Source organism: Nostoc sp. (genome assembly GCF_036917675.1).
Classification (GTDB): Bacteria; Cyanobacteriota; Cyanobacteriia; order Cyanobacteriales; family Nostocaceae; genus Nostoc.
Genome location: NZ_JBALCT010000026.1, coordinates 1 through 21,064, shown reverse-complemented (window position 1 = coordinate 21,064; position 21,064 = coordinate 1). Strand labels below are relative to the sequence as shown.

At 46.5% G+C, this 21,064-nt stretch carries 18 protein-coding genes; 4 read left to right on the top strand and 14 right to left on the bottom strand.

All coding sequences use genetic code 11. The annotated features are described in order from the left end of the window. Positions 1-44: 44 nt before the first annotated feature. The 8 genes from V7K31_RS09695 to V7K31_RS09660 all read right to left on the bottom strand — a co-directional run bounded on the left by V7K31_RS09695 (position 45) and on the right by V7K31_RS09660 (position 8,176). Entirely contained in the window at positions 45-593 is a 549-nt protein-coding gene (locus V7K31_RS09695; RefSeq protein WP_335094036.1) for a catalase, read from the bottom strand. 103 nt (positions 594-696) lie between these two features. Then, a complete protein-coding gene (locus tag V7K31_RS09690; RefSeq protein ID WP_335094035.1) occupies positions 697-1,734 on the bottom strand; it encodes a methyltransferase in 1,038 nt (345 codons plus the stop codon). Between the two features lie 83 nt (positions 1,735-1,817). Then, positions 1,818-2,741 carry an NADP-dependent oxidoreductase gene (locus tag V7K31_RS09685; protein ID WP_335094034.1) on the bottom strand — a complete coding sequence of 308 codons (924 nt, stop codon included), beginning with the start codon at positions 2,739-2,741 and terminating at the stop codon, positions 1,818-1,820. Between the two features lie 72 nt (positions 2,742-2,813). Then, a complete protein-coding gene (locus tag V7K31_RS09680; protein WP_335094033.1) occupies positions 2,814-3,848 on the bottom strand; it encodes an amidohydrolase family protein in 1,035 nt (344 codons plus the stop codon). A 33-nt stretch (positions 3,849-3,881) separates the two neighbouring features. Beyond that, positions 3,882-4,346 (bottom strand): nuclear transport factor 2 family protein, encoded by a 465-nt coding sequence (locus V7K31_RS09675; RefSeq protein WP_335094032.1) that lies wholly within the window; start codon positions 4,344-4,346, stop codon positions 3,882-3,884. Between the two features lie 155 nt (positions 4,347-4,501). After that, entirely contained in the window at positions 4,502-6,022 is a 1,521-nt protein-coding gene (locus V7K31_RS09670; RefSeq protein WP_335094031.1) for an aldehyde dehydrogenase family protein, read from the bottom strand. Between the two features lie 82 nt (positions 6,023-6,104). Further along, complete coding sequence (locus V7K31_RS09665; RefSeq protein WP_335094030.1) at positions 6,105-6,836, bottom strand: hypothetical protein; 732 nt, start codon at positions 6,834-6,836, stop codon at positions 6,105-6,107. Between the two features lie 851 nt (positions 6,837-7,687). Then, entirely contained in the window at positions 7,688-8,176 is a 489-nt protein-coding gene (locus V7K31_RS09660; protein WP_335094029.1) for a nuclear transport factor 2 family protein, read from the bottom strand. 617 nt (positions 8,177-8,793) lie between these two features. Between V7K31_RS09660 and tnpC the strand changes: the two genes are divergently transcribed. Both tnpC and V7K31_RS09650 read left to right on the top strand, forming a co-directional pair. After that, positions 8,794-10,290, top strand: a complete 1,497-nt coding sequence (gene tnpC / locus V7K31_RS09655) for an IS66 family transposase (protein ID WP_335094028.1) — start codon at positions 8,794-8,796, stop codon at positions 10,288-10,290. Between the two features lie 32 nt (positions 10,291-10,322). Then, entirely contained in the window at positions 10,323-11,225 is a 903-nt protein-coding gene (locus V7K31_RS09650) for a LysR family transcriptional regulator (protein ID WP_335094027.1), read from the top strand. Positions 11,226-11,620: 395 nt separating this feature from the next. On the opposite strand, the gene V7K31_RS09645 is transcribed toward V7K31_RS09650, so the two are convergent. Together V7K31_RS09645 and V7K31_RS09640 are read right to left on the bottom strand one after the other, a co-directional pair. Next, positions 11,621-12,628, bottom strand: a complete 1,008-nt coding sequence (locus V7K31_RS09645) for a zinc-dependent alcohol dehydrogenase family protein (RefSeq protein WP_335094026.1) — start codon at positions 12,626-12,628, stop codon at positions 11,621-11,623. A gap of 85 nt (positions 12,629-12,713) precedes the next feature. Then, entirely contained in the window at positions 12,714-13,799 is a 1,086-nt protein-coding gene (locus V7K31_RS09640; RefSeq protein ID WP_335094025.1) for an NAD(P)-dependent alcohol dehydrogenase, read from the bottom strand. 98 nt (positions 13,800-13,897) lie between these two features. On the opposite strand from V7K31_RS09640, the gene V7K31_RS09635 reads away from it, so the two are divergent. Then, positions 13,898-14,791 (top strand): LysR family transcriptional regulator, encoded by an 894-nt coding sequence (locus V7K31_RS09635; RefSeq protein ID WP_335094023.1) that lies wholly within the window; start codon positions 13,898-13,900, stop codon positions 14,789-14,791. 209 nt (positions 14,792-15,000) lie between these two features. Here V7K31_RS09635 and V7K31_RS09630 read toward each other — a convergent pair whose 3' ends face one another. From V7K31_RS09630 to V7K31_RS09615, 4 genes are all read right to left on the bottom strand, one after another. Beyond that, entirely contained in the window at positions 15,001-15,246 is a 246-nt protein-coding gene (locus tag V7K31_RS09630; protein ID WP_335094022.1) for a hypothetical protein, read from the bottom strand. Next, positions 15,246-15,734 carry a Tn3 family transposase gene (locus tag V7K31_RS09625; protein WP_335094021.1) on the bottom strand — a complete coding sequence of 163 codons (489 nt, stop codon included), beginning with the start codon at positions 15,732-15,734 and terminating at the stop codon, positions 15,246-15,248. The genes V7K31_RS09630 and V7K31_RS09625 overlap by 1 nt, the downstream gene beginning before the upstream one ends. Positions 15,735-15,896: 162 nt before the next feature. Next, positions 15,897-18,113, bottom strand: coding sequence for a hypothetical protein (locus V7K31_RS09620; protein WP_335094020.1), 2,217 nt, complete (start codon positions 18,111-18,113; stop codon positions 15,897-15,899). A 558-nt stretch (positions 18,114-18,671) separates the two neighbouring features. Continuing rightward, positions 18,672-19,883, bottom strand: coding sequence for a hypothetical protein (locus V7K31_RS09615; protein ID WP_335094019.1), 1,212 nt, complete (start codon positions 19,881-19,883; stop codon positions 18,672-18,674). Positions 19,884-20,413: 530 nt separating this feature from the next. Between V7K31_RS09615 and V7K31_RS09610 the strand changes: the two genes are divergently transcribed. Further along, entirely contained in the window at positions 20,414-20,866 is a 453-nt protein-coding gene (locus V7K31_RS09610) for a helix-turn-helix domain-containing protein (protein WP_335094018.1), read from the top strand. Positions 20,867-21,064 lie beyond the last annotated feature (198 nt).

Below are 21,064 nucleotides of genomic sequence, written 5' to 3'. Positions count from 1 at the left end.
TTTACTCATTTGCTCACGAGGTGCTGATGTCTTCAAATTTCAGCTTAAGCCTTGTGAGCTTTCTTACAAAAGCCCCCACTTTTAAAACATCCTCTCATAATCACTTTAAGAATTTTGAATGTAGGTTCTAGCGAGCGCAATTCTTCTTCGCTTGCTTGACCGATGCCTGCTTTCATCAGGGTGGCAAATCCTTGAGCATTTCGCACCATGAAAACCGGATGATTTACTAGCAGAAAGTCTTGGTTTTCCTGCTCGATGTCCAACACTTTTTCACCCTGTACCTGCAAGAGTTTGATCGCCATCCCACGCGCATCTGGTTCAAGGTCTGAGGAGAGCTTGCCGCGCTTCTGTACAGAAGCAGCACTAGAGAATCGCACCCAAACTGGATAAGTTTTAGACTGAGCAAAGACACCAACCTTCAGCAATTCAGGAATATTGTCCTCAACGCTAAATTCTCCCCAAACTAAACCGTGGCTCTTAGCATGGTCGTTTCGTAGGTCTGGTCCATTCTGGGCTTGACGCTTAAGATCAATGTTTAAGATGGTCTCGGTTGCTGCTTCTTGGCCAGCATTAGGCGAATTAGATTGACCCATAGCTGATCCTAGTAAGTTTTGCGATTTTGATCGAGACCGAGGTTCTGAAGATTGTCGTGAACGGCGGCAATCACTTCCTTCGGTTATGCAGTGCTCTAACCGACTAAACTCGTATGCCCTCGATCACGCTTGTACCTACTCGTGTGGGATGGATTTTGTTTAAATGGAAGCCGCAAGCCTCAAACAGCGCTCGATACTCAACCTCTGTACGTTCACAGGCTCCAGGAAACAGTACCATCATCGTCAGGTCAAAAAGCTTGCTAAAAGAGGATTCATTGCCTGGCGGAATAACCTCTTCGATCACCAAAAGCTTGTCATTTTCTAACATGGCACAGTGACAGTTCTTGAGAATAGCTCGCGCACTTTCATCTTCCCAATTGTGGATGATGTGCTTGAGCATATAGGCATCGCCAGCACTTGGCACAGAATCAAAGAAATCTCCCGCTATAAGGGAGCAGCGGTTCTCGACTCCCTCCGCGTCAATTAAATTCTTCGCACCAACAATGACATTCGGTAGTTCAAAGAGAATGCCTTGCATCGTTGGGTTAGCTTTGAGGATAGAGGCAATCAGACTCCCTTCCCCACCGCCAATGTCAACCAGCTTGTGTATTCCTGAAAAATCATAGCTTGTAACAATCTCGAAGTCTTCGGTTGACCAATAATTCGTCATCGCCTCGTTAAAAGTCTTTCCTTGTTCGGGTTTTTGGGCATGATACTGGAACAGCGGCATTCTATATATATGCTCAAAAGCGCTGCCTCCAGTCCGCAGGCTGTAAAGAATTTCTCCCCAAGCTTGGTATTCCTCCTCACCGAGTATAGTCACTACAGCGCGCATCGAGCCGATAATATCAGTCTGTAGACAAGCTGCCAGAGGCGTGAGGGTGAAATAACCCGGCTCTGTCTCACTGAATACCCCCACACTTGCTAGACCACGCAGCAGCCGATAAAGGGGCTGTGGTTTTACGGCTGTTGCTGTTGCTAGTTTATCGTAACTCTTGGAACCATCTTTCAATAAGTCAGCAATCCCAAATTTAGCTGCGGCATAGAGTGATTGCGAAACCCAATAGCCAGTAGCCATTTGCATTATTGCTACCTGTGGTGGTACGCTCTGCGAGGTTTGTTGGTTTTCTGGCTGAAGCATATAAGCTGTATAATTTTTTCAGTGAATGGGACAATTACGACGACTTATCCTTTGGTCAACGAAACCCGACTCAACGCGCTTCCTTAAGCACTCATTTGCAGCACAATTTTGCCACGAACATGCCCCTTCTGACTGAGTTCCTGAGCTTGACGGGCTTCAGACAAGGGAAAGGTCTGAGCGATATCGGTCTTCACCTGCCCGGAGTCGAGTAAATTTGCAATCTGTTCCAACAGCGAGGCAGAGGGTTCCATACTCATGATCTCGGCACGGACACCTTGTTTTTGAGCTTCTTGAGTGTCAGGGGGAGCAGCAGTTGAAATGAGAATGCCACCCGGCTTCAGCACTCCATAAGATCGCGCTTGAGTGCCGCCACCTAACGTATCCAGAACGACATCCACATTCTGTACCGTTTGTTCAAACGGGGTGGCGTGATAGTCAATCACTTGATCCGCACCGAGCGATCGCAAAAAATCTGCATTCGCGGCTGAGGCTGTGCCGATCACATGCGCTCCTTTCCACTTCGCAAACTGCACAGCGAACATACCGACTCCACCTGATGCCGCATGGATCAAAACGGTTTGACCTGGCTTGAGATCCGCATGATCGAACAGGGCTTGATACGCGGTCATGCTGACCATCGGCACTGATGCCGCCTGTACAAAATCGAGCGTCTGAGGTTTGAGCGCGATCGTATCCGGTGAAGCGATCGCGAACTCAGCATACGCTCCCATCTTGAGTTCGCCATACACGGCTTGACCGACTTGGAACGCTTTGACATCGGTGCCGATCGCTTCCACAGTGCCCGCAACATCCATACCGGGCGTATACGGCATTGGCATCGGCAAAACCTCTTTCACGAAGCCTGACCGGATTTTCCAGTCGAATGGATTGACTCCGGCGGCATGAACTCGAATCAGGACTTCATTCGGTTGAGGTTCAGGTTGTGCAACCGTTTCTAGTTTCAGCACGTCTGACTCGCCATATTGATGAACGCGAATTGCTTGCATGAAGTTACTCCCAGAGTTTTACAGTAGTTTGTTAGGCTGTTCCTTAACTTGCGCCGTGCTCCTGCAATATGGTCAGGAACCGAAACCAGTCGCCGACTGTTCGGAAAGTGGACTCAGGTTTAGAGAGAAAAGCGTGTTCGCGTTTTCACGACCGATTTTCAGCTTTGTGGCGTTCTCAAGCCGCATATCGTCGAACCAGCGCCCTCCCATGTCCATCTGCTCGTAAGGGTAATCCACGGAGAAGAGCACTCGGTCCTCGCCCATCTGCTCGATGGCTTCCAAAAACGGTTTGGTGTGGAAGTGACCGCTCGTGGTAATCCAAAAGTTATTGCCAAAATAGTAGCTCGCGCGTCGTTTTGCCTTAGCACCTTTCTCACCTTCGCGCTGCTCGTCGAGGCGATGCTGCATACGTGGCAGCATGAAGGGGAGACCTTCTCCTAGATGACCCAGGATCACCTGCAAATTGGGGTACTCGTCGAAGATCCCGCTCAGCATCAGGCGGATGGCGTGGCTGGCAGTCTCGTAGGCGAAAGCCCAAGCGGAGCCAACCAATTCTGGGTAGCCCTTGAGCACACGGGTCTGACTAGGCAGCGGTTCGCGCGGATGTAGATACACTGGGACATTGAGCTTGGAGACGCGCTCCCAGAACACCCGTATCGGCTCCTCGTCCAGGTATTGGACGTGTTCGTCAGGACCGATGTTCGAGTAACCGTTGATCAAAGCGCCCTTGAGTCCGAGTTCGCTCACAGCCCGCTCCAGTTCGTCTGCTGCACCCTTGGGGTCCTGCATTGCCACCGCTGCGAAGGAGGCAAACCGCCCAGGGTATTTCTTGATGAAAGAGTGCGCGTAGTCGTTCGCAGACCGCGCTAGCTCAGTGGCTTGCTTCGGATCGATAATCCCCTGCACGCCGGGCGAGGTGAGCGACATGATGCAAAGCTCGATGCCGGAGCGATCCATCTCGGCGATGCAGAGTTCAGGATCAAGCAGGCGACGCTCGATATCTTGAGCGTAGGCGCGACCATTTCTACCCTCCTCGCCCTTGGCATCCCAGTGCTTGTTGTTCAACTCTGTAGAGAAGTGTTCTTCGAGTGCAATCTTGCCTTCCATGTTTTTCTCCTTGGTTAGTGGTTGTTGGTGCGTTTAGACCTCAACCTCCCCACCTGCGGGATCACTCTGGAACTTCCAGGTACCGCCTGAGCGGAAGGTCAAACCTGTGCCAAAGGTGTCCTCCATATACTGCATGTAGGTGACCAAGCCGTCCTTCACCTTTGCCAGGATGGAGAAGGGAGAGGTAAACGTTTTATCGAGTTTCACTGAACGGAGGGTGAAGCTGCCGAAAACAGCCACATTCTCGCCCTCGCTGAAGATCTCCTGAATATCGAACTCCTCGACGGTCCAAAAAATGTTGACATCCTGGAAAGTTCTGAGGAGGGCGGCCTGACCATCGTTGTACTTGCCCGCCCAAGGCATGATTTTTTTCAGGTCGGGATTATCGTAGGTGAGCGACATGTAGACGGCGTCGGGGGAAACAAGCCGATTAACGACCTCGGGTATGGTGGCACCTTTGAGGAGTTCCTGCACGATTTCAACGTTGGTATTTGACATGGGTGTGTTCGTTTTCAGCTACAGTTGGTTTCTAGTAGTGATTCTGCGGCGGGTCAGTGCCCTCTGGGTACATCAAGGTATCAATGTTCTCTACCGCCGTCAGATCGTTCATGTAAGTAGTAATGTCCGAGGAGACGAGCCGATTTCAAGCTCGACTATTGAGCAGAAACTCCAATACTGGGGATCGTGCCTGAGTTGAAGGCGATGTGTTTGTACTCTAAGAATTCATCGATCGCCGTCAGACCATTTAGCCTGCCGTTACCGCTGCTCTTGAATCCGCCTTCTTCAAACTCGTCCCAAACGATCGCCCAATCATTAATCCAAATAGTACCTGCGTCTATCTCGCGAGCGACGCGTAGTGGACGGTCAATATCGCGAGTCCAAATACTCGCTGCCAAGCCATACTCGCTGTCATTTGCCAGATGCACCGCTTCTGCCTCAGTATCAAAAATCTGCAAGGTGAGGACAGGACCAAACACCTCTTCCTGGACGATCGTCATTTTCGGATCGGTTACTTCCAGCAGAGTCGGACGGTAAAATGCACCGCTAGTCAAGGGACCTTCCGTAATTGGACCACCGCGCACCAACACCTTTGCACCCGCTGCGATCGCTTCCTCCACCATTTTGTTAACACGGGCGACATTCGGCTTATCGATCAGAGGTCCCATGTTGCTAGACGGATCAGATGCAGGTCCAGTTTTGACGTTCTCTAATCTTTGAGCAATCATCGAGCGAAATCGATCGGCAACACCACGGTGCACCAACAGGCGAGAACCCGTCATGCAGAATTGACCTGCAAAAGTCGTGAGTGCCTTCTCAACTTTGGGTGCAGCCGCTTCAAGATCAGCATCATCAAAGATGATCATCGGGGTTTTACCACCGAGTTCAGTTTGAAATAGCTTGAGTGTCGCTGCCCCTGTTGCGGAAATTGCTTTCCCGGTCTTTGTGCTTCCCGTAAAGCTAATCACTCGAACATCCTCTGACTCCATTAGAAAAGACGATCCGCCTCTGCCTCTGCTTTCACTAAAGACATTAATAACGCCTTTTGGTAAATCCGCAGCTTCAGCGAGGGTTTTACTAAACAGATAGTTGATCTGTGCTGTATTACCCGGTAATTTGATAACAGTCGTAACACCAGCAGCAAGAGCAGGTGCCAGAGATCGCACAGTCAGGACAAGCGGCGAGTTAAACGGTGCGACGATGCCAACAACTCCGATCGGAGATCGAGTCACGACCGAAAGGTGTCCGGGTTGGACTTCCATCGCCCGTCCATAATTCGTCAGCACAACCGATGCCCAGTATCGAAATTTGCTGGGAATCATATCAATTTCAAATGCTGCTTCGTCATGGACTTTGCCGTTCTCAAGCGAGAGAATAGCGATCAGTTCATCTCTGCGGGCTTCAAAGCGATCGGCAATTTGATTCAGCACTCGCGCACGAAGTGCCCGATTTTTCTTCCAGTCCGATTCTTGGAACGCCCGTACCGCAGCATTAATTCCCTGAACTGCCTCGTCACGCCCACCATCCGCATAAGTTCCAATCACCTTGCCTGTAGCTGGATCAATGCTATCAGTATGCTTTTCCGAATCAATCCACTCGCCATCAATCCAGTTTAGTGCGGGTGTTCCTAGTTCAATATTTGGTACTGAGGATTTCTTATCTGTCGTTACTGCCATAGTAGCCGCTCCTTCCTTTTCTTCATAACTAAGTTTCTACTCAGCGTTAAACCCTTACTTACCTGCTGGGTAATTATGATTTCTACTCTGTTGACGATTCATCGACATACTGTTGACCACCGATCGCAATGAATTCAACTGTGCTAGCTGGAGCAGCGAAATCCAATGCGGTTATTTCCTCTCCTTGAGCCTCGACTTGACCCAGCACAATGATCTCCTTTCCACTTGTGCCCGGTTTGAGACTTAGGGCGTGCGCGTCTAGTTGTACAACCACGCCACGCACCAAACTGTTACCCCTACCACCTTTTGTGATCACGTCCTCAAGTACGAAGATATTGCCAAATGGTTTACTGGTCTGTATGCCGATCGAGCCATCGCCATGGGTGGTAATGCTTTTGAATTCTGCATAAGCCAAGGTTCCGTCGTATAGATTGAACCCCCGCGCCCCTTCGCCATAGGTAGCTAAGTCGCCTTGGATAATCAGAGTCTGCAACTCTCCAAAATTCACGAATCCGATTCCACTGGTTCCATGAGATACGACAGACTGCCCAGCTAGCCAAAAACGGACATTGCCCCAGTTATCCAACACCATGTCATTTGTTCCGTAGGTTGTCACAGGACCGTTGTTGACCACTTGCTGAGCCTTCACACCTGAGCCAACGAATATCCCACCTGCAATGAGATTACCAACACCAGCCGGGATGCTGCCATTCGTATGGATTTCACCTGTGGTCAACAATTTAAGGTCGATTGTGCCACCAGGAGAGCTAGGTGCTGGTCCACCTTGAGGGTCGGCGTTTGCGGGAACCGTCATGCCGCCGAAAATAAAGATGCCACTACCCTTCAATGGCATCTCTCGAGTTCCCCCTGACAGGTTTTCGGCGCTCAGTGTCCAGTGACTTTTAGGATCGGTACAGCGGTTGTAGATGGTCAAGGCACCAGGAGCGACCTCTACGCCGTATCCAGATGGACGATGCGGGTCTGAGGTACTGTCACTGTCATACACTTGAATGTCGTTGAGGATAAGGTTAGCCGTCATCACGGTGCTGGATTCCAGGTGCAGCCGACCGTGGATGACGAGATGCTGCAACCTGAGTTCCCCCAGTGTTGTCATCGCCGATTCTAGACTAAGCGCCAAGCGGCTCGGATCAGTTCGCAGGGTTAGGTTCTGAAGTGTGTGATTTGCCGTGAGCAATATTCCGTCTGAATCTGGTTTGAAGACTAATTCTGCGTCAGGAGTTGTACCTACTAAACTTGAGCCTTCAAGCAGTGTAAATTTCTCCAAGTCATGAAGGCGACCAGCCACTTCGATGACAACATGTGTATGTTGAACTGCCTCAGCCAGAGAAGCCGCATCCCGAACGACCGTATGGGTATTAGATGTACTATATGCCATAAAAGACTCAATCAGCAGTTAGATTTACTTCAGTTGCAACACAACCATTGACCTGGTGTTGAACCTTCTCAATTAGAGTGAGAACAATTGATGCGCGTTTCCATGAGCGATTTTGTGTTGATCGCCTTCTACAATGGGCAGGACTCCATGAAGTTTGTCGCTTCTATCACTTTGTCTAGAAAGTGGTGGAGCGGTATTACTTAGCAGCGTGGATCAAATAGCCTAAGTAGGTGGAGCTTTGCGAAACCCGACCTACAAAAGTCTAACTGTCAGGACGCTTTGAAAGTAGTGTCCGCCGCGTCGAGGAAGGGCTGGAACAAGTCTTTCGGCCAGTTGGGATCGCTCTTGGAGGTGCGCTCCAGACACTTCCAGACGCCATCGCGACGTTCAAAGATGTCGTCGTAGGTGCCAGTCGAAACGGTTCCGACGTGTTCAGCCTTCCAGGACACAAACCATCGCCAGTGCGCTTCGGCCTTATCACCCGAGCCAGAAATTTCGAACGCGCCCATAGAATGGAACCACTTGTCCATCGGGAAGACGCTGTGTGCGTAGTCGAACATCTGCTTCATGCCCTCAAAACCCTCGAAGGTTGAAGTACGTAGATCGTAGACGTTGAATTTAGCCTCCGGCCAGTAAAGGTGGTTGTAGATCTCAACCTGCTCGCGTCCCCAACCCTTGTCGATGCAGCGCTGATGCAGGTTGAGCTGCTCGAAGATGGTAAAGCGGTCGATTACTGTGAAATCGTTGTTCTGAGACATTAAAGTTTCCCTTGACTTTTTTTGAATTCAAAATGCAAAATTAGTAAGAAAATTAATTTTGAGTTAAGTAATTCCGAGTATAGTAGACCACTGGTTCTAAGAATCAGTGATCTACAATCAGTAGTGGGTTCAAGCCCCCACTGATTGCAATTTTGAACTTTGAATTGATTTGACATTGAAATTTTTGCGGACGGCTGCTAACGAGTTGTTAGTGTTCCAAATTTATTATCAAGACTCCTAAAACGTTTAATGCGTAAATTATTCAGGGAAAAGCAATAAATTTAGAACATCTCCTTTGTTGCTTCAGTCATAGCTACTTCCTTGCCTAGAACACCGATTCAGGAATCAAATTCATCATGAAAAAACCAAGTTTTGTTAGGTTCAAACAAGAAAAGTTTAATTGAAAAAGACTTAAAAACAAGGCTTTTCAATCTTATGTTTGATTAATAAATCGGTGTTCTAGCTAGTTGATAATGCCATCTTCCTCAAATTACATTCATTTCTCATCGTTATACAAGTATCATTTTGTTGATGCTATGTTTCTTCTTAGGAAACTTGTAAGGATTCAGGTGACAGGGTATTGACAAAGTGGCCCCTTAAGGAGGAGTATCGCCTGTATGAACCAAAACCTGCCTCAAGATTTAGACCGAGAAAGCTTGAACCAGTTATCAAAAGAACAACTGGTAGAGATAATTATTGAGCAGAACAAGGTAATACGTGAATTACAGAAAATAATCTTAGAACTACAGCAAGAAGTAGAACGTTTAAAAGTCAGCAGAGATTTAGATAGTAAAACCTCATCGAAACCACCCTCGGGAGACATTCTGAAAAAGAGCGAAATAAAACTTATACCATCCCAAGAAGAATCGAATCATCCTAGAAAAAAACCAGGTGGGCAGGCAGGACATCAAGGTAAGACCCGTAAGGGTTTTGGTAGAGTAGATCGTTATGAAATCTTACGTCCTACGGATTGTGTGTGTTGTGGTAACAAAACATTTGCGAGTGTGGCAGTAAAAGTAGATAAACACTCCGTAGCACAACTAGTTGAATGTCCTATTGAAATAGTTGAGTATCAACGTCATACGTGCTTGTGTGAGTCCTGTGGAAATTTACAAACAGCCTCCTGTCCCCAAAATATTATTCCAGGGCAAGACTTAGGAATATCTTTACAGGCGTTTTTAGGATGGGCGAATAATTATGCACATATGCCCTATGAAAAACAGCAAGAAATGTTGTGGGAACTAGGACAAGTTGAAACTGGGCTAGGAACGTTAGTAGCAACCAATGAACGAATTACTCAAGCAATTGAACCGAGTGTTAGTGAATTGAGTAGTTGGCTCAAACAGACACAACCTAACGTTCATGTAGATGAAACACCTTGGTCAGTCAAGGGAGTTAAAGAATGGTTATGGGTAGTTGCTAATTCTGATTTTTGCCTGTTTACTGCGGCTGATACTCGTTCACGAGCCGAATTAGAAACAATTTTAGGAACTAAATATACAGGCGTACTCAGCAGCGATGATTTTAGCGTTTATAACGGCTATCAAGCTTTTACCCAGCAAAAATGTTTGGCTGATCTACGCCGTCACTTCAAAAAACTAATTATACTTCCAGGTCTTCACAACCAGGCTATTGGTAAAGCGTTTGTTGATTTAATTGATGAAGCCTTTAGCAATTATGCGCGATGGTTCCAGACTCTTGACTCAAGCAGTTACAACGATTGGGTCAATCAATTCAAATTTAAGTTACAAAAGACTCTTGAGCAATGGATTAACTTGGCTGGAGCTACAGCCAGACACCTTTTACGTTCTTTGCGCGATAAAGCAAATCAATGGTGGTATTTCCTTGACAACCCTGAAGTTTCCCCTGATAACAATCTCGCTGAACGAGAGTCCTTCGGACACGCTTCGCGAACGCTGCGTTTAGCTGTGACAAAACGTAAAGTTAGTGGTGGTTCCCGTTCAATGCAGCGGTTTCAACACACTGCCCATTTGTTGACGGTGGTGCAAACCTGTCGTCGTCAAGGCAGGTCTGTAATTTATTTTTTTGCACAAGCTCTACTGGCTGACTCTAATAATTATTTGTCCCGCCCATTACTGCTTCCTAAATATTAGACCTGAATCCTTACGGAAACTTTAGAACCACAATGGACACGTTAATGAGTATGAAAGTGTTGTGTCGGGTAGTGGAATTAGGAAGTTTTGTGGCAGCCGCTGAGCAGCTCAACTTATCCACAGCCATGACCAGCAAGCATGTGATGCACTTGGAGCGAAACCTTGGCACGCGCTTGTTGAATCGAAGCAGCCGACACTTAAGCCTAACCGAGGCAGGAATGCTCTATTACGAGCAATGCCGGGAAATGCTGGATAACTTGGAAATGGTAGAGGCAGCGGTAAGACGATCAGCCGTCGTCGTGCGTGGTGTACTCAAGATCACTGCCCCAGTTTGGTTCGCCAACCCGTTATTCACCAAAGCTCTGGCGGAGTATCGCTCTCGTTATCCAGACGTTGTGCTAGATCTGAGTTTGAATGATCGGATAGTGGATTTAGTAGAAGAAGGGTTTGATCTTGCTTTACGTGTCGTGCACGGTAGTGAGCCTCGGTCTTCACTGCTCACGCGACGCATCTGCCCCATTCCGTTCCTGTTGGTCGGCTCATCTGACTATTTGCAAAAAAATGGACGCCCAAAAACCCCCAAGGAACTATCGAAGCATGTAGCCATCAGCTATCACTACTCACAGTTTGCCCATGAGATATTCTTTGAAGGTCCCAACGGCAGGGAGACAATTAAACTAACAGTCTCGATCCGCTCCAACAACACTATTATGGAGTATCAGGCGGCCTTAGCCAGCATGGGGTTAGCGGTTTTGCCAGAGTGGTTGATTGCAGATGATCTTGCCAATCAACGGTTAGAGGTACTGGAGCTGGACTACACCTTGCCAACCACATTCCTCTATGCCGTCTATACGAGTCAGCGCTATCTATCGCCTAAGATAACGACTTTCGTAGATTTTTTGGTTGACTATTTTTCTGGTTGTGTCACAAAGTGATAAAGTCAGTAGGGTTAAGTCGATGGGGACTATTATGTCCCGCACCTCTCTATTAGAACCGTACGTGTAGTAGGGTAGGTAGCCAGCGAGTTACCAAATATTGGCACTTTTCCAACGTACATTCCAGCATAGTTACTAGATTTGACTATAAACGAATTGCACTCACTGTGGTGAGTTAGTCCTGTCACTGAAGTATAAATTTTGTCCTATGTGCGGCAAGCCCTATAAAATCTGCTAGTCAAAATCGTTTAAACCTTGACACAGCAATCTTTTCCAGACCATCTTGCCGAAAATTACACGCTTCTCGGCTCAATACCTACTTCGAGATGGGCAGCTTGAGCAGGAAATTAACGAAATGCTGCTATGTTATCTCACTCAGAAATGACTCACCTAGCCTACACCAGATCAATCACGATTTTGCCGAAGAGTTCTGGCAACGATTGGGCTTGATAGGCAGCCTTCGCCTCCTCAAAACGGAAGCGTCGATCAATGATTGGACGAATTTTGTGCGTGTTGATCGCTTGCACCATCGCGTCATACAGTTCAGCACTGCCAACAGCAACGCCTCGAACGGCGGCACCCTTACTCATTAGCGACAAAAAATCAAGTGGACGATCGTCAAAGGTCATTAATCCGAGTAGAGCCACTTCACCTCCGTATGCAAGTGCCGCTAATGACTGACTCAGCGTACCTGTCCCAACCGTATTGACGACCTTGTTGACCCCACCCGTTCGCTCGAACACTGCTTTGCCCCAGTCCGGGGTGTCCCGATAGTTGATCCCATCACTGGCACCAAGATCCATCCACCGCTTCAGCTTGGCATCCTGGCTCGATGTCGCAATCACCTGAGCGCCTGCTGCACGGGCAAACAGCATCGCGAACAGCGATACGCCACCGCTTCCCAGAACCAGAACTTTGCTCTGTTTGCCAATCGGATAGCCCCCGTGAATGGCGTTCCAAGCCGTTAATGCAGCGCAAGGAAGCGTTGCGGCTTCGGCATCGTCTAAGCTGGTGGGCGCACACACAACGCGCTCGACGGGCAGCACGACATATTCAGCCAGCATTCCATCTTCACTGAGTGAGCCGAGACCAAAGCCAATCTCTGTCGGTGCACCTCGTTGCCAGTTTAGAAGTAATCCGGTGACGCGATCGCCGACTGCCCACGTAGTTACACCTGCTCCAATTGCGTCAATCTCACCGACTCCATCCGAAATTGGAATCAAATCCCGCGCAGGTAGATTGTTCGCGAATTGCCCCTTGAGTACGAGTTGATCGCGGTAGTTCAAGGACACAGCATGAACGCGAATCCGAACTTCGCCTGCTCCAGGTTCCGGCATCGGCGCATCTTCTAGAACCAATCCATTGAGATCGGTTGCTCCAGCTTTCAAAATCCAACGTCGCATCTTAAAAGTTCCTCTTGTTGTGTTGTTCTCTTTGCGAACCTGATCGATCTAGCTCTAAGTGCTGAAATTCCACTTCGCCCTCGAATCAAGCCGCGTTTTTAGCGGGTGCATTCAGCGTAGACATGTCAATCACTAGCCGATAATGTACCTCTCCCCGCTTCAGTCGTTCAAATCCCTCGTTGATGTTCGCAGCCGTGATAACTTCAACATCTGCTGCAATGTTGTGCTTACTGCAAAAGTCCAGCATCTCCTGTGTTTCCAGCGTCCCGCCTACTCCTGAACTAGCGATTCGTCGTCGTCCTGTCGTTAGTAAAAAGGGGCTGAAATCCATAGCTTTAGGAATGCCTAAACAGCAAAGTGTGCCATCGAGTTTTAGCGATCGCAGATATGGATCAAGCGGATGGCGAGCGGAAACGGTATCGAGGATCAAATCGAACCGAGATGCTTGGGCTACCATTTGCGCCTCGTCGGTAGACAAAATTGCTTTGTCGGCTCCCAGCACTATCGCATCGGCAAGCTTTCCTTCAGACGTACTGAACAACGTCACATAAGCACCCAACGCATGAGCGAATTTCACCGCCATGTGTCCGAGTCCGCCCAACCCGACAATGCCAACCGTCTTGCCTGTCACATTCCATTGGCGCAGCGGTGACCATGTGGTGACACCCGCACAAAGTAATGGCGCTACGCTTGCTGGATCAAGACCTGTGGGCATGTGATAAGCAAAATGAGTATCGACCACATATTCGTTTGAGTAGCCGCCGCGCATGATACTGCCATCGAAGCGATCAATGCCATCGTAGGTCGTCGTTACTCCTTCGAGGCAATATTGCTCTAACTGGCGTTTGCACGATGAGCAGTAACCGCAAGAATCGATGATCGTGCCCACTACCACAGCATCGCCGATTTGGAACTTCGTGACATCTACACCGATCGCTGTCACCTCGCCTACCATTTCGTGACCTGGAACTAAAGGAAATCGGCTATTCCCTCGAATTGCGTGTAAATCGCTGTGGCAAACCCCGCAGAACTGGATCTTCACAGCAATATCATTGGGTCGCAGTTCTCGCCGCTCAAATTCCCAAGGAACAAGGCGATCGCCTTGAACTAAAGCGGCAAGTCCGTAACCAGGACGTTTTGATCGATGCTGTTTAACAAAAGTGCTTGACATATCTGGTATCTAAAGATCCATTTACAGTAACTATAAATCCGAGCAAATTTATTTACTAGATGGCATAATCAGCATAGAGTTATGAAATAAATGCAGTAATGAAGCGTGATGAACTCAATGACTTAGCCGCTTTCGTAGTCGTCGCCGACGAGATGAGCTTTACACGCGCGGCGGCAAAGCTAGAAATGTCTCCTTCTGCCTTGAGCCATGCGATGAAATCGCTCGAAGACCGTCTAGGGTTGCAACTACTGGCACGAACGACTCGTCGCGTCTCAACTACCGAGGCTGGCGATCGACTGCTCAAAACCTTGCGACCTGCGTTTGCAGACATCAATACAGAGCTAGCAGTTCTCAATGAGTTGCGTGACAAACCTGCTGGAACCCTGCGGATTACCACGCCAAGGCACGCGGCGACTTCTATCCTTTGTCCGGTGCTGCCCAGTTTTTTGGATGCATATCCAGAGATTTGTGTCGAGGTGACGATCGACGAAGGGCTAACCGATATTGTTGAGAGCCGTTATGATGCTGGCATTCGGCTGGGTGAAAAGGTCGCTAAAGACATGATTGCGGTGCGAGTTGGACTGGATCTCCAAACGGCGGTTGTGGGTTCACCTGCCTATTTCGCCGATCGTCCTGCACCCAACATCCCCCAAGACCTTGCAAGTCATCGCTGCATCAACTACCGATTTATGACTTCTGGGGGGCTTTACCCTTGGGAGTTTGAGCAAGAGGGTCGGTCATTTCAAGTCAGAGTTGATGGATCGCTTGTCTTCAATGACGGCGATCTGATTCTCGCGGCTGCCTTAGCAGGACAAGGGATTGCGCATCTCTATGAGGATCAAATCACTAACTCTGTTGCCGAGGGTCGGCTCATGCGAGTACTCCAAGAGTGGTGTCCAACCTTTCCCGGCTACTACCTCTATCATCCTAACCGTCGCCAGCCACCGCCAGCCTTAACTGAGTTGATTCAGGCTCTGCGGGTCAAGCAATGAAGGACACAGGCATCCCGCTTAAATTTGCATTGCGATCGCATCACTAGAGTTGGGCTGAGTAAACAGATTCATGTTTGCATCACAAAGATATGATTCAAGGAACAGGAATAGTCAACACGCGCTGATTAGATAAGGTAAACGATACAGCAGAACTGCGGTCATTCCAATGAATAAACTGGGTGCTGCGATCGCCATAATCAACCCATTCATCAGCCGTAGCAGGATAATAAAGTAGCTTGCCAAATTGCAGCTTGATTGGCGGTGGATTTTATCTGAAACTCTAGATAGTGAAGCTGCTTACCTGTAAGTGTGCGACATTGTAGTGCCTTGGCATCAGGATGATAGCGATGGTTTAGAGCCTGCTGATACTCACCTGTGCCACTAGGTAAGGTGTAGATTATCAATCCAACGATCGCACCCAACCAGAGGATACGGTGAAATCGTGTAGTAGACATCAGCTTTTTCTCATCCTTAAGTGGAGATTGTTTTCGTATATCTCAAACTTACTATCATCAGCGGCGGCACGTTTCCTAGTACCCCAAACCGACGGCAGGCTAAAACGGTTGTAAGCATTGATAATATCCCGAATCGCCGCTTCAATATTGGACGTACTGACATGGCGACGGTTGGTATCAGAAATCATGTGAGATGTCACAGCACCCTGTGAATGTCGTGCCATTTGCTTTGGCCCCAAGTTGCAACTATAACTGAAAGTGGTAAAAATATAACGCTCCACAGGCTGCTTTAATTTGGGTTCACTCCCCGAAAGCGGGCCAAAATGCTTTGTCCAATTTAACCAATGCTCAACATTGCAGAGGATGTCTAAAATACTACGCTCAGGCATTAAAGTACGGATTTTAGCTTCTAAAGCTTCCACCTCTTGTAGTTGGGCTACAGGTGTAATTTTTTTGAGAACAGGTTCAGCGCCGGAAGATTGGCTCAACTGCTTGATTAAACAGTTTTTCCATTAAGATATCTTTTATATCTCCTTCTATATTTCTATACTAAATTTTACTCACAAGTATAATAACTTTTGTAAAGCTGAATCACCTCTTTTTGTGCAGTTAAAGTCTGAAATACCAAGCATCTTACCGCCTTATGTCCCTCATCTTTCCCAAAATTTTTCGCTCTCCAACTCCAACGAAAACGGTAGACACCCAGGATTGGTAGCTGCCCACTCCTTAGCTTCTGCAATTAGAGTTTTGTTACCCGAATCGAGGTAGAATTGCATTTTGGCACTTTGCTCTAAGCGATCGCGTTCCTTACCGCCAATTAAGCGTCGTGCAATCAGGCAATAGTCTCTAGCTACATGCTTGGCGTGAGATGTCGCCTGGAGTCGTAACTTAGTCAGTTTCTTCAGTTCTGACAAAGCGAGAGTTTCAGCTAGATCGCGTGAAGGTGTACTTTTGGCTTTTCGTGACGTTTCAGGCGGCACAATTGCAGGTGTAGATGCGGTAGGTGGAATACTGGCAAAATTGATTAATAAGTTTTTATTATTATGATTTTCATCCGTGCTGGTGTTAGAAGGATATTTAAAATCCTTATCTGAATTACTTTCAATAACATTTTCAGCTAGTTGTATAATATTAGAAGAAACTAATGAATTATCCGAATTATTGACACCTGAAGTTAAAGATAAATCTTCTGGCTGTAATAAATTTAATTCTTCGGAATTGATATTAATTCCCTCAAATTTATCTTGTACCACAGGTACAAAAAATTCTCCTTCTGAGTCAGTAACTTCTTCAAAACCTGCTACTGCCAACTGCCCTGTAGGGGCATCGGCAGCAGAAGGTAAGCAATTACAAAAGACCTTCATATAGTAAAAATGACCGTCATTTTGCTTTTGGTAAAGGTTTTCAGCACTTTGTTTTTTAGATGAGTTTTCAAAACTATCAAATTGCCCGTCACTGCTTGATTGATAAGGGTTTGAGCTATTTTCTGCCCAGGGGTCTAAAATGTAACGTGTGGGGTGCCACAAATGCAAATGCTTTTGTAGTGTCTCTTGTGAGATAGTTTTGTGAAAGCGGCGCTTGTATTCAGCACGTATTGCTTTCCCTCGTTCAGTAGCCCCTGCTGGTAAGCCTCTATCCCACTCTATTGCCCTTACTGCTATCTGGATGCGTTTTTGGGCTTGTTGGCTGCGTTCCCAGTTCTGTTGCTTACGACGGTCAAATGGGATTACGTTATCTTTGGGTTTATCTATGTTGCTAATGCCTGCTATGGCTTCTGCAAAGGTGTTGGCGAATGTACCCAACAGCCGTTCGGGATAACTAATATAGGCGCTGTACCATTTGTTGCGAATTGTGGATTCTACCCAATGCAGCACTCTAGCTTCGATTTCGTGTTGGTGTCGGCAATATTGGCTATAGCCGGGGGCGTTAATTGCCGTGGAGAGGCAAAATTCGACTAATTTATCACTCTCTAAGTCTAAAAAGACGATTCCGTACCCTACGAAGATTTGTAGGAGGGTGTTTGTTTGTCCTTTTTCTGTCCAGCCTGTGGTGATGATTTCTTCCCAGTTGGCACGCCACTGTATAACGTCAGCAGATTCTTGCTTGCGATATCTCTCCCGTGAAATTTGTTTTTTGGCTTTGTTTGCTACCCGTTTTAATTTAGTTAAATCTTGCCGACTGGCCGCGCGATCACAATAATCGAGGAAAATAGAAACTGAGTCACTAATTACTTGCAGATCGTCATTAAGTATAAATGACCCGCTACCCGGTTGCATGGGGCAACGGATGGCTTTGTAGTTGGTTATTTGTTTGGCACTATATGGTTTGGTGTTGGGGAAGATTTCTAGGTGTCCTTGGCGGAGGATAAAGCCTGCGTTTCTTAAGGTAATCTCTAGGGCGCAGGCTAGGGGAAAGGTGGGTAGGGGGGATGCGAAGCTTAGGATCAGGTGATAGCCGCCACTAAAGCTGGACTGGAGGATGATGATATCGACTATACCGATGTCTTCTAGCGCTGCTTTGATGCGATTTATAGATTCAATGTTATGGTAGTCGCCTAAGAAGTCTAAATCAATTGTCGCGTAACGGGTTGTGTTGTCAAAGCGCAGACCTACTAGTTTTGACTTGTCTTGGTGCAGTTTCCACAGTTGGGAGGGTTGGAGGTAATAATCGATGGTGCGCCATGCTGGTTTTGCACCTTCTACTGAAGAAGGGGCAACTATCGCCCCAAATGGATGCCAAAAACGCTCTACGTAGCGTTTACCCACGGATTCTGCGGGCAGGTGGGGTTTGATTTTCTTTTTTGAAGGCTGTGAAAGACTTAATTGGGGCTTGTTGTCGAAATCTGCCCCGAAATTTTCTTGGTACATGAGTGACTGTCCTGATGATTTTTGTGCATGAGGTAGCCTCGCTGTTGGTCAAAATGTGTTAGCCTAAATTTGAATTTTTTTATTTTCAAGCGTTGGTTATTCGCTTGTTGGAGGCGACTGGTAATCGTCTCATGGTTGAAAGCAAACAAAGGTTTATACTTGTTTAGGCTTAGACATACGTAGGCTTAGGCTAAGATTTAGTCCAACACGCTTCACCAACAACAATGCGACTACCCAACTTTTTTTTGGTAATTATTTAAATGAGGCAGTTCGAGCGAAGTTGTCACTAAATCGACAAAAGAGTTTTGGGATAACAATGCAAAGCTAGTAACACCCACAAGCGTCACCCCACATTGGCTCTTATTAGTACAACTGGTGAAGATGAAATTACTCATACTCCACCACCGAGTTAAAAAACAAAAAACAGTCAAATATCTTGATACGAGTTCAGCACCCAAAAAAGTGAACTCGTACTGTAATCAGTATTGAGATGCTAATCTAGTAAGTAATGTTAAATTTTGAGATAAATTCTCTGCTAGATTAACTGCTGACAGCTACCTATGCAGCACGAATATTCTCCTTATTTCTATTTGTAGATACTTCCATTGCTTTCATTTGGGTCTTATAATCTTCCCACGTTTTTTCAAATACGTCAGACTCATACATCCGCAATAAAACCTCCTCTTTCTCAGTTAAATTTGGCAGTTTTAACAACTCTTCTAAAGACACCTGAACTGGGAAAACATCACTAAACTTTTGCATTAAGTGAAATATTCTCTTCCTCTGTGACGCAGATGGTTCATCCTGCAATTCTGCATCAATTTGTCGCGGACGTAGATTCACAATTTCTAGGTTCATATTCACTAAATTCCTCAATCCAGACACAACAAACTCATTAGTTATACCAATAACCCGTCCCACAATTTCCAATTCGGGCCGCAGTCTCTTCTTGAATTGATATACTTGGTCAAGCTGGAAACGCCGAAACGGATTGCGATAACCCGAAGGGTTAAAGCTTTGCTTATCGCCATTTCGCATCCAAGCAATACCATCACCTATACTACCTATCTCATCTGCTTCCAGAAGGTCTATTACCTGATAACAGATATCTTGATTGCAAACAAACTTGTATGCTGCATCAATACTCCGGTTAAATTCCATCTCCAGTGCAACAACTGCCTTAAATTTTTCCATTTCTCGTAATTGAGAAATTAATTCAAAAACTTTCTTGCCCTTGTGATAACTACCAACACTTATATTTAGATTCTCCGAGACCTCCTGAATCACTCGCTTGCCCTTCCCTAATTGAGACTTACTCTCAGTTACCGAATGATTCAAATTTGAATCATTCGATTGATTCAAACGACGAGCGCTTTGGCGCTGTCTTTCTTTCGCTTGGGGACGAAGTACGCTCTCCCAGTACTGCCCCTCGTGAAATTTCTGGTAATGAGTCTTCCCGCCTTCGCGATGAAGATTAAAGTCAAGCACTAGTTTCAAATCTTCTTCAGGCGAACCAGACTCGACAAATTCCACTTTCACAGTGGAAATTCCTAACTGGCGAGCTATCTGCAAGCGACACTTACCTGCCAAGACGACATTTACACCACTACGTGCAGATACCTTCAAAGATTCAAGAATCCCTTTTTCAGAGATACTTTTTTCTAAAGCCGGACGTTCCTCATTTTCACCATATATTTCTATCAGCTTCGGATGAACGACCAACTCCGCAGGAGAAATATATACAATTGCCGGATTCTGCACAAGAGACATATTTATACTCCGGGTCACAAATTGTCACTCAAAAGATAAGTTCAATCTTGAAAAACCTAAGCAGAAAACAGAAAAATATTAACCAGCAAAACTTGTAGCACTTTCATCGCTTGGCAAAAGTGACAAGTTTAAAAAATAATTAAATCTTGTAAATAGCAAAGGATTAACTACCAGAAAAACTCAAGGGAGAGAATTTTCTCGCGCAGTAAACTATTATTCCCAACCCATTGAAAACCAATACGACTGAAGAGATATTTAATGCACTGGTATTTGGAAAAAAGCATCTATCTAAAGATAGATTTGTAAAACGGGGTAAATTCATGATATGATGGCTCTAGATAACAGATAACTAAATTGACAAAACAAAGTTCCGTCCTGTTTTAGTAACAGGTGGGCTTGCTTTTTCCTCAAAGCCCTGTTTGCAGCAGGGCTTTGAGTGAATCTTTAGGATAAATGAACGCTACAAAAAAAGTATATCAGGCTTCATTCAATTTGGCAAAAATATAGGTTTAAGCGGGGTAAATACTGAAATGCCTCATATTCAAATATTAAATCCTATCGAAAAGCAAGTATTAGAGGATATAGCAGCCACAGGCAGCTATGAAATGATCAAGAGAGCAAACATCCTGCTAGAGCTTAATAGTGGAGAAAATCATAAAAATATAGTAAAAAAACTTGGTATAGCGAAGCAAACAGTAACAAACTGGAAGAAAAAGTGGACATCTTGTACCATAACATCGGAAACCTTGGAAGATGCGATCGCAAAGATAAATAATGTATTAGGTGTGAACGCAGGCAGACCTAAGAAGTGCAAGAGCGCAGAGGCGAGCAAAATTGTCGAAATTAGCGAATGGAGCAAGAACCGAAAACCCAGTCGTTCAAAGCACCATTACCATATGCAAGTTGCTGAAGAAGCTACTCGCAGGGGGTTGCCAGCACTATCGCCAAGAAGTATAGGTCGGATCTTGGAAGCGCAACCCTAATAGCATCAAGCTCAAATCAAGCTAACGGGCAATCCTATCTTTTCATTACGCCAAAATAACAACCAAGTCGCCGGAATTGTCGCCAACAACAATTGGTCGCCTCCTATAGAACCCATTTGGGATCTAGTCATGAGCTAGTCGCTTTAGCATCAGTCTGATGAAACACAGATTGAGCTTTGCTGTAGCATTGGTCAGCGT

What these genes read in the sequence shown, in the direction of transcription:
- V7K31_RS09695 (WP_335094036.1), bottom strand. Translation starts at nt 593, where the DNA reads ATGGGTCAATCTAATTCGCCTAATGCTGGCCAAGAAGCAGCAACCGAG.
- V7K31_RS09660 (WP_335094029.1), bottom strand. Translation starts at nt 8,176, where the DNA reads ATGTCTCAGAACAACGATTTCACAGTAATCGACCGCTTTACCATCTTC.
- V7K31_RS09680 (WP_335094033.1), bottom strand. Translation starts at nt 3,848, where the DNA reads ATGGAAGGCAAGATTGCACTCGAAGAACACTTCTCTACAGAGTTGAAC.
- V7K31_RS09690 (WP_335094035.1), bottom strand. Translation starts at nt 1,734, where the DNA reads ATGCTTCAGCCAGAAAACCAACAAACCTCGCAGAGCGTACCACCACAG.
- V7K31_RS09615 (WP_335094019.1), bottom strand. Translation starts at nt 19,883, where the DNA reads ATGTCTCTTGTGCAGAATCCGGCAATTGTATATATTTCTCCTGCGGAG.
- V7K31_RS09665 (WP_335094030.1), bottom strand. Translation starts at nt 6,836, where the DNA reads ATGACGGTTCCCGCAAACGCCGACCCTCAAGGTGGACCAGCACCTAGC.
- V7K31_RS09610 (WP_335094018.1), top strand. Translation starts at nt 20,414, where the DNA reads ATGCCTCATATTCAAATATTAAATCCTATCGAAAAGCAAGTATTAGAG.
- V7K31_RS09630 (WP_335094022.1), bottom strand. Translation starts at nt 15,246, where the DNA reads ATGTCTACTACACGATTTCACCGTATCCTCTGGTTGGGTGCGATCGTT.
- V7K31_RS09640 (WP_335094025.1), bottom strand. Translation starts at nt 13,799, where the DNA reads ATGTCAAGCACTTTTGTTAAACAGCATCGATCAAAACGTCCTGGTTAC.
- V7K31_RS09670 (WP_335094031.1), bottom strand. Translation starts at nt 6,022, where the DNA reads ATGGCAGTAACGACAGATAAGAAATCCTCAGTACCAAATATTGAACTA.
- V7K31_RS09620 (WP_335094020.1), bottom strand. Translation starts at nt 18,113, where the DNA reads ATGTACCAAGAAAATTTCGGGGCAGATTTCGACAACAAGCCCCAATTA.
- V7K31_RS09635 (WP_335094023.1), top strand. Translation starts at nt 13,898, where the DNA reads ATGAAGCGTGATGAACTCAATGACTTAGCCGCTTTCGTAGTCGTCGCC.
- tnpC (WP_335094028.1), top strand. Translation starts at nt 8,794, where the DNA reads ATGAACCAAAACCTGCCTCAAGATTTAGACCGAGAAAGCTTGAACCAG.
- V7K31_RS09675 (WP_335094032.1), bottom strand. Translation starts at nt 4,346, where the DNA reads ATGTCAAATACCAACGTTGAAATCGTGCAGGAACTCCTCAAAGGTGCC.
- V7K31_RS09650 (WP_335094027.1), top strand. Translation starts at nt 10,323, where the DNA reads ATGGACACGTTAATGAGTATGAAAGTGTTGTGTCGGGTAGTGGAATTA.
- V7K31_RS09685 (WP_335094034.1), bottom strand. Translation starts at nt 2,741, where the DNA reads ATGCAAGCAATTCGCGTTCATCAATATGGCGAGTCAGACGTGCTGAAA.
- V7K31_RS09645 (WP_335094026.1), bottom strand. Translation starts at nt 12,628, where the DNA reads ATGCGACGTTGGATTTTGAAAGCTGGAGCAACCGATCTCAATGGATTG.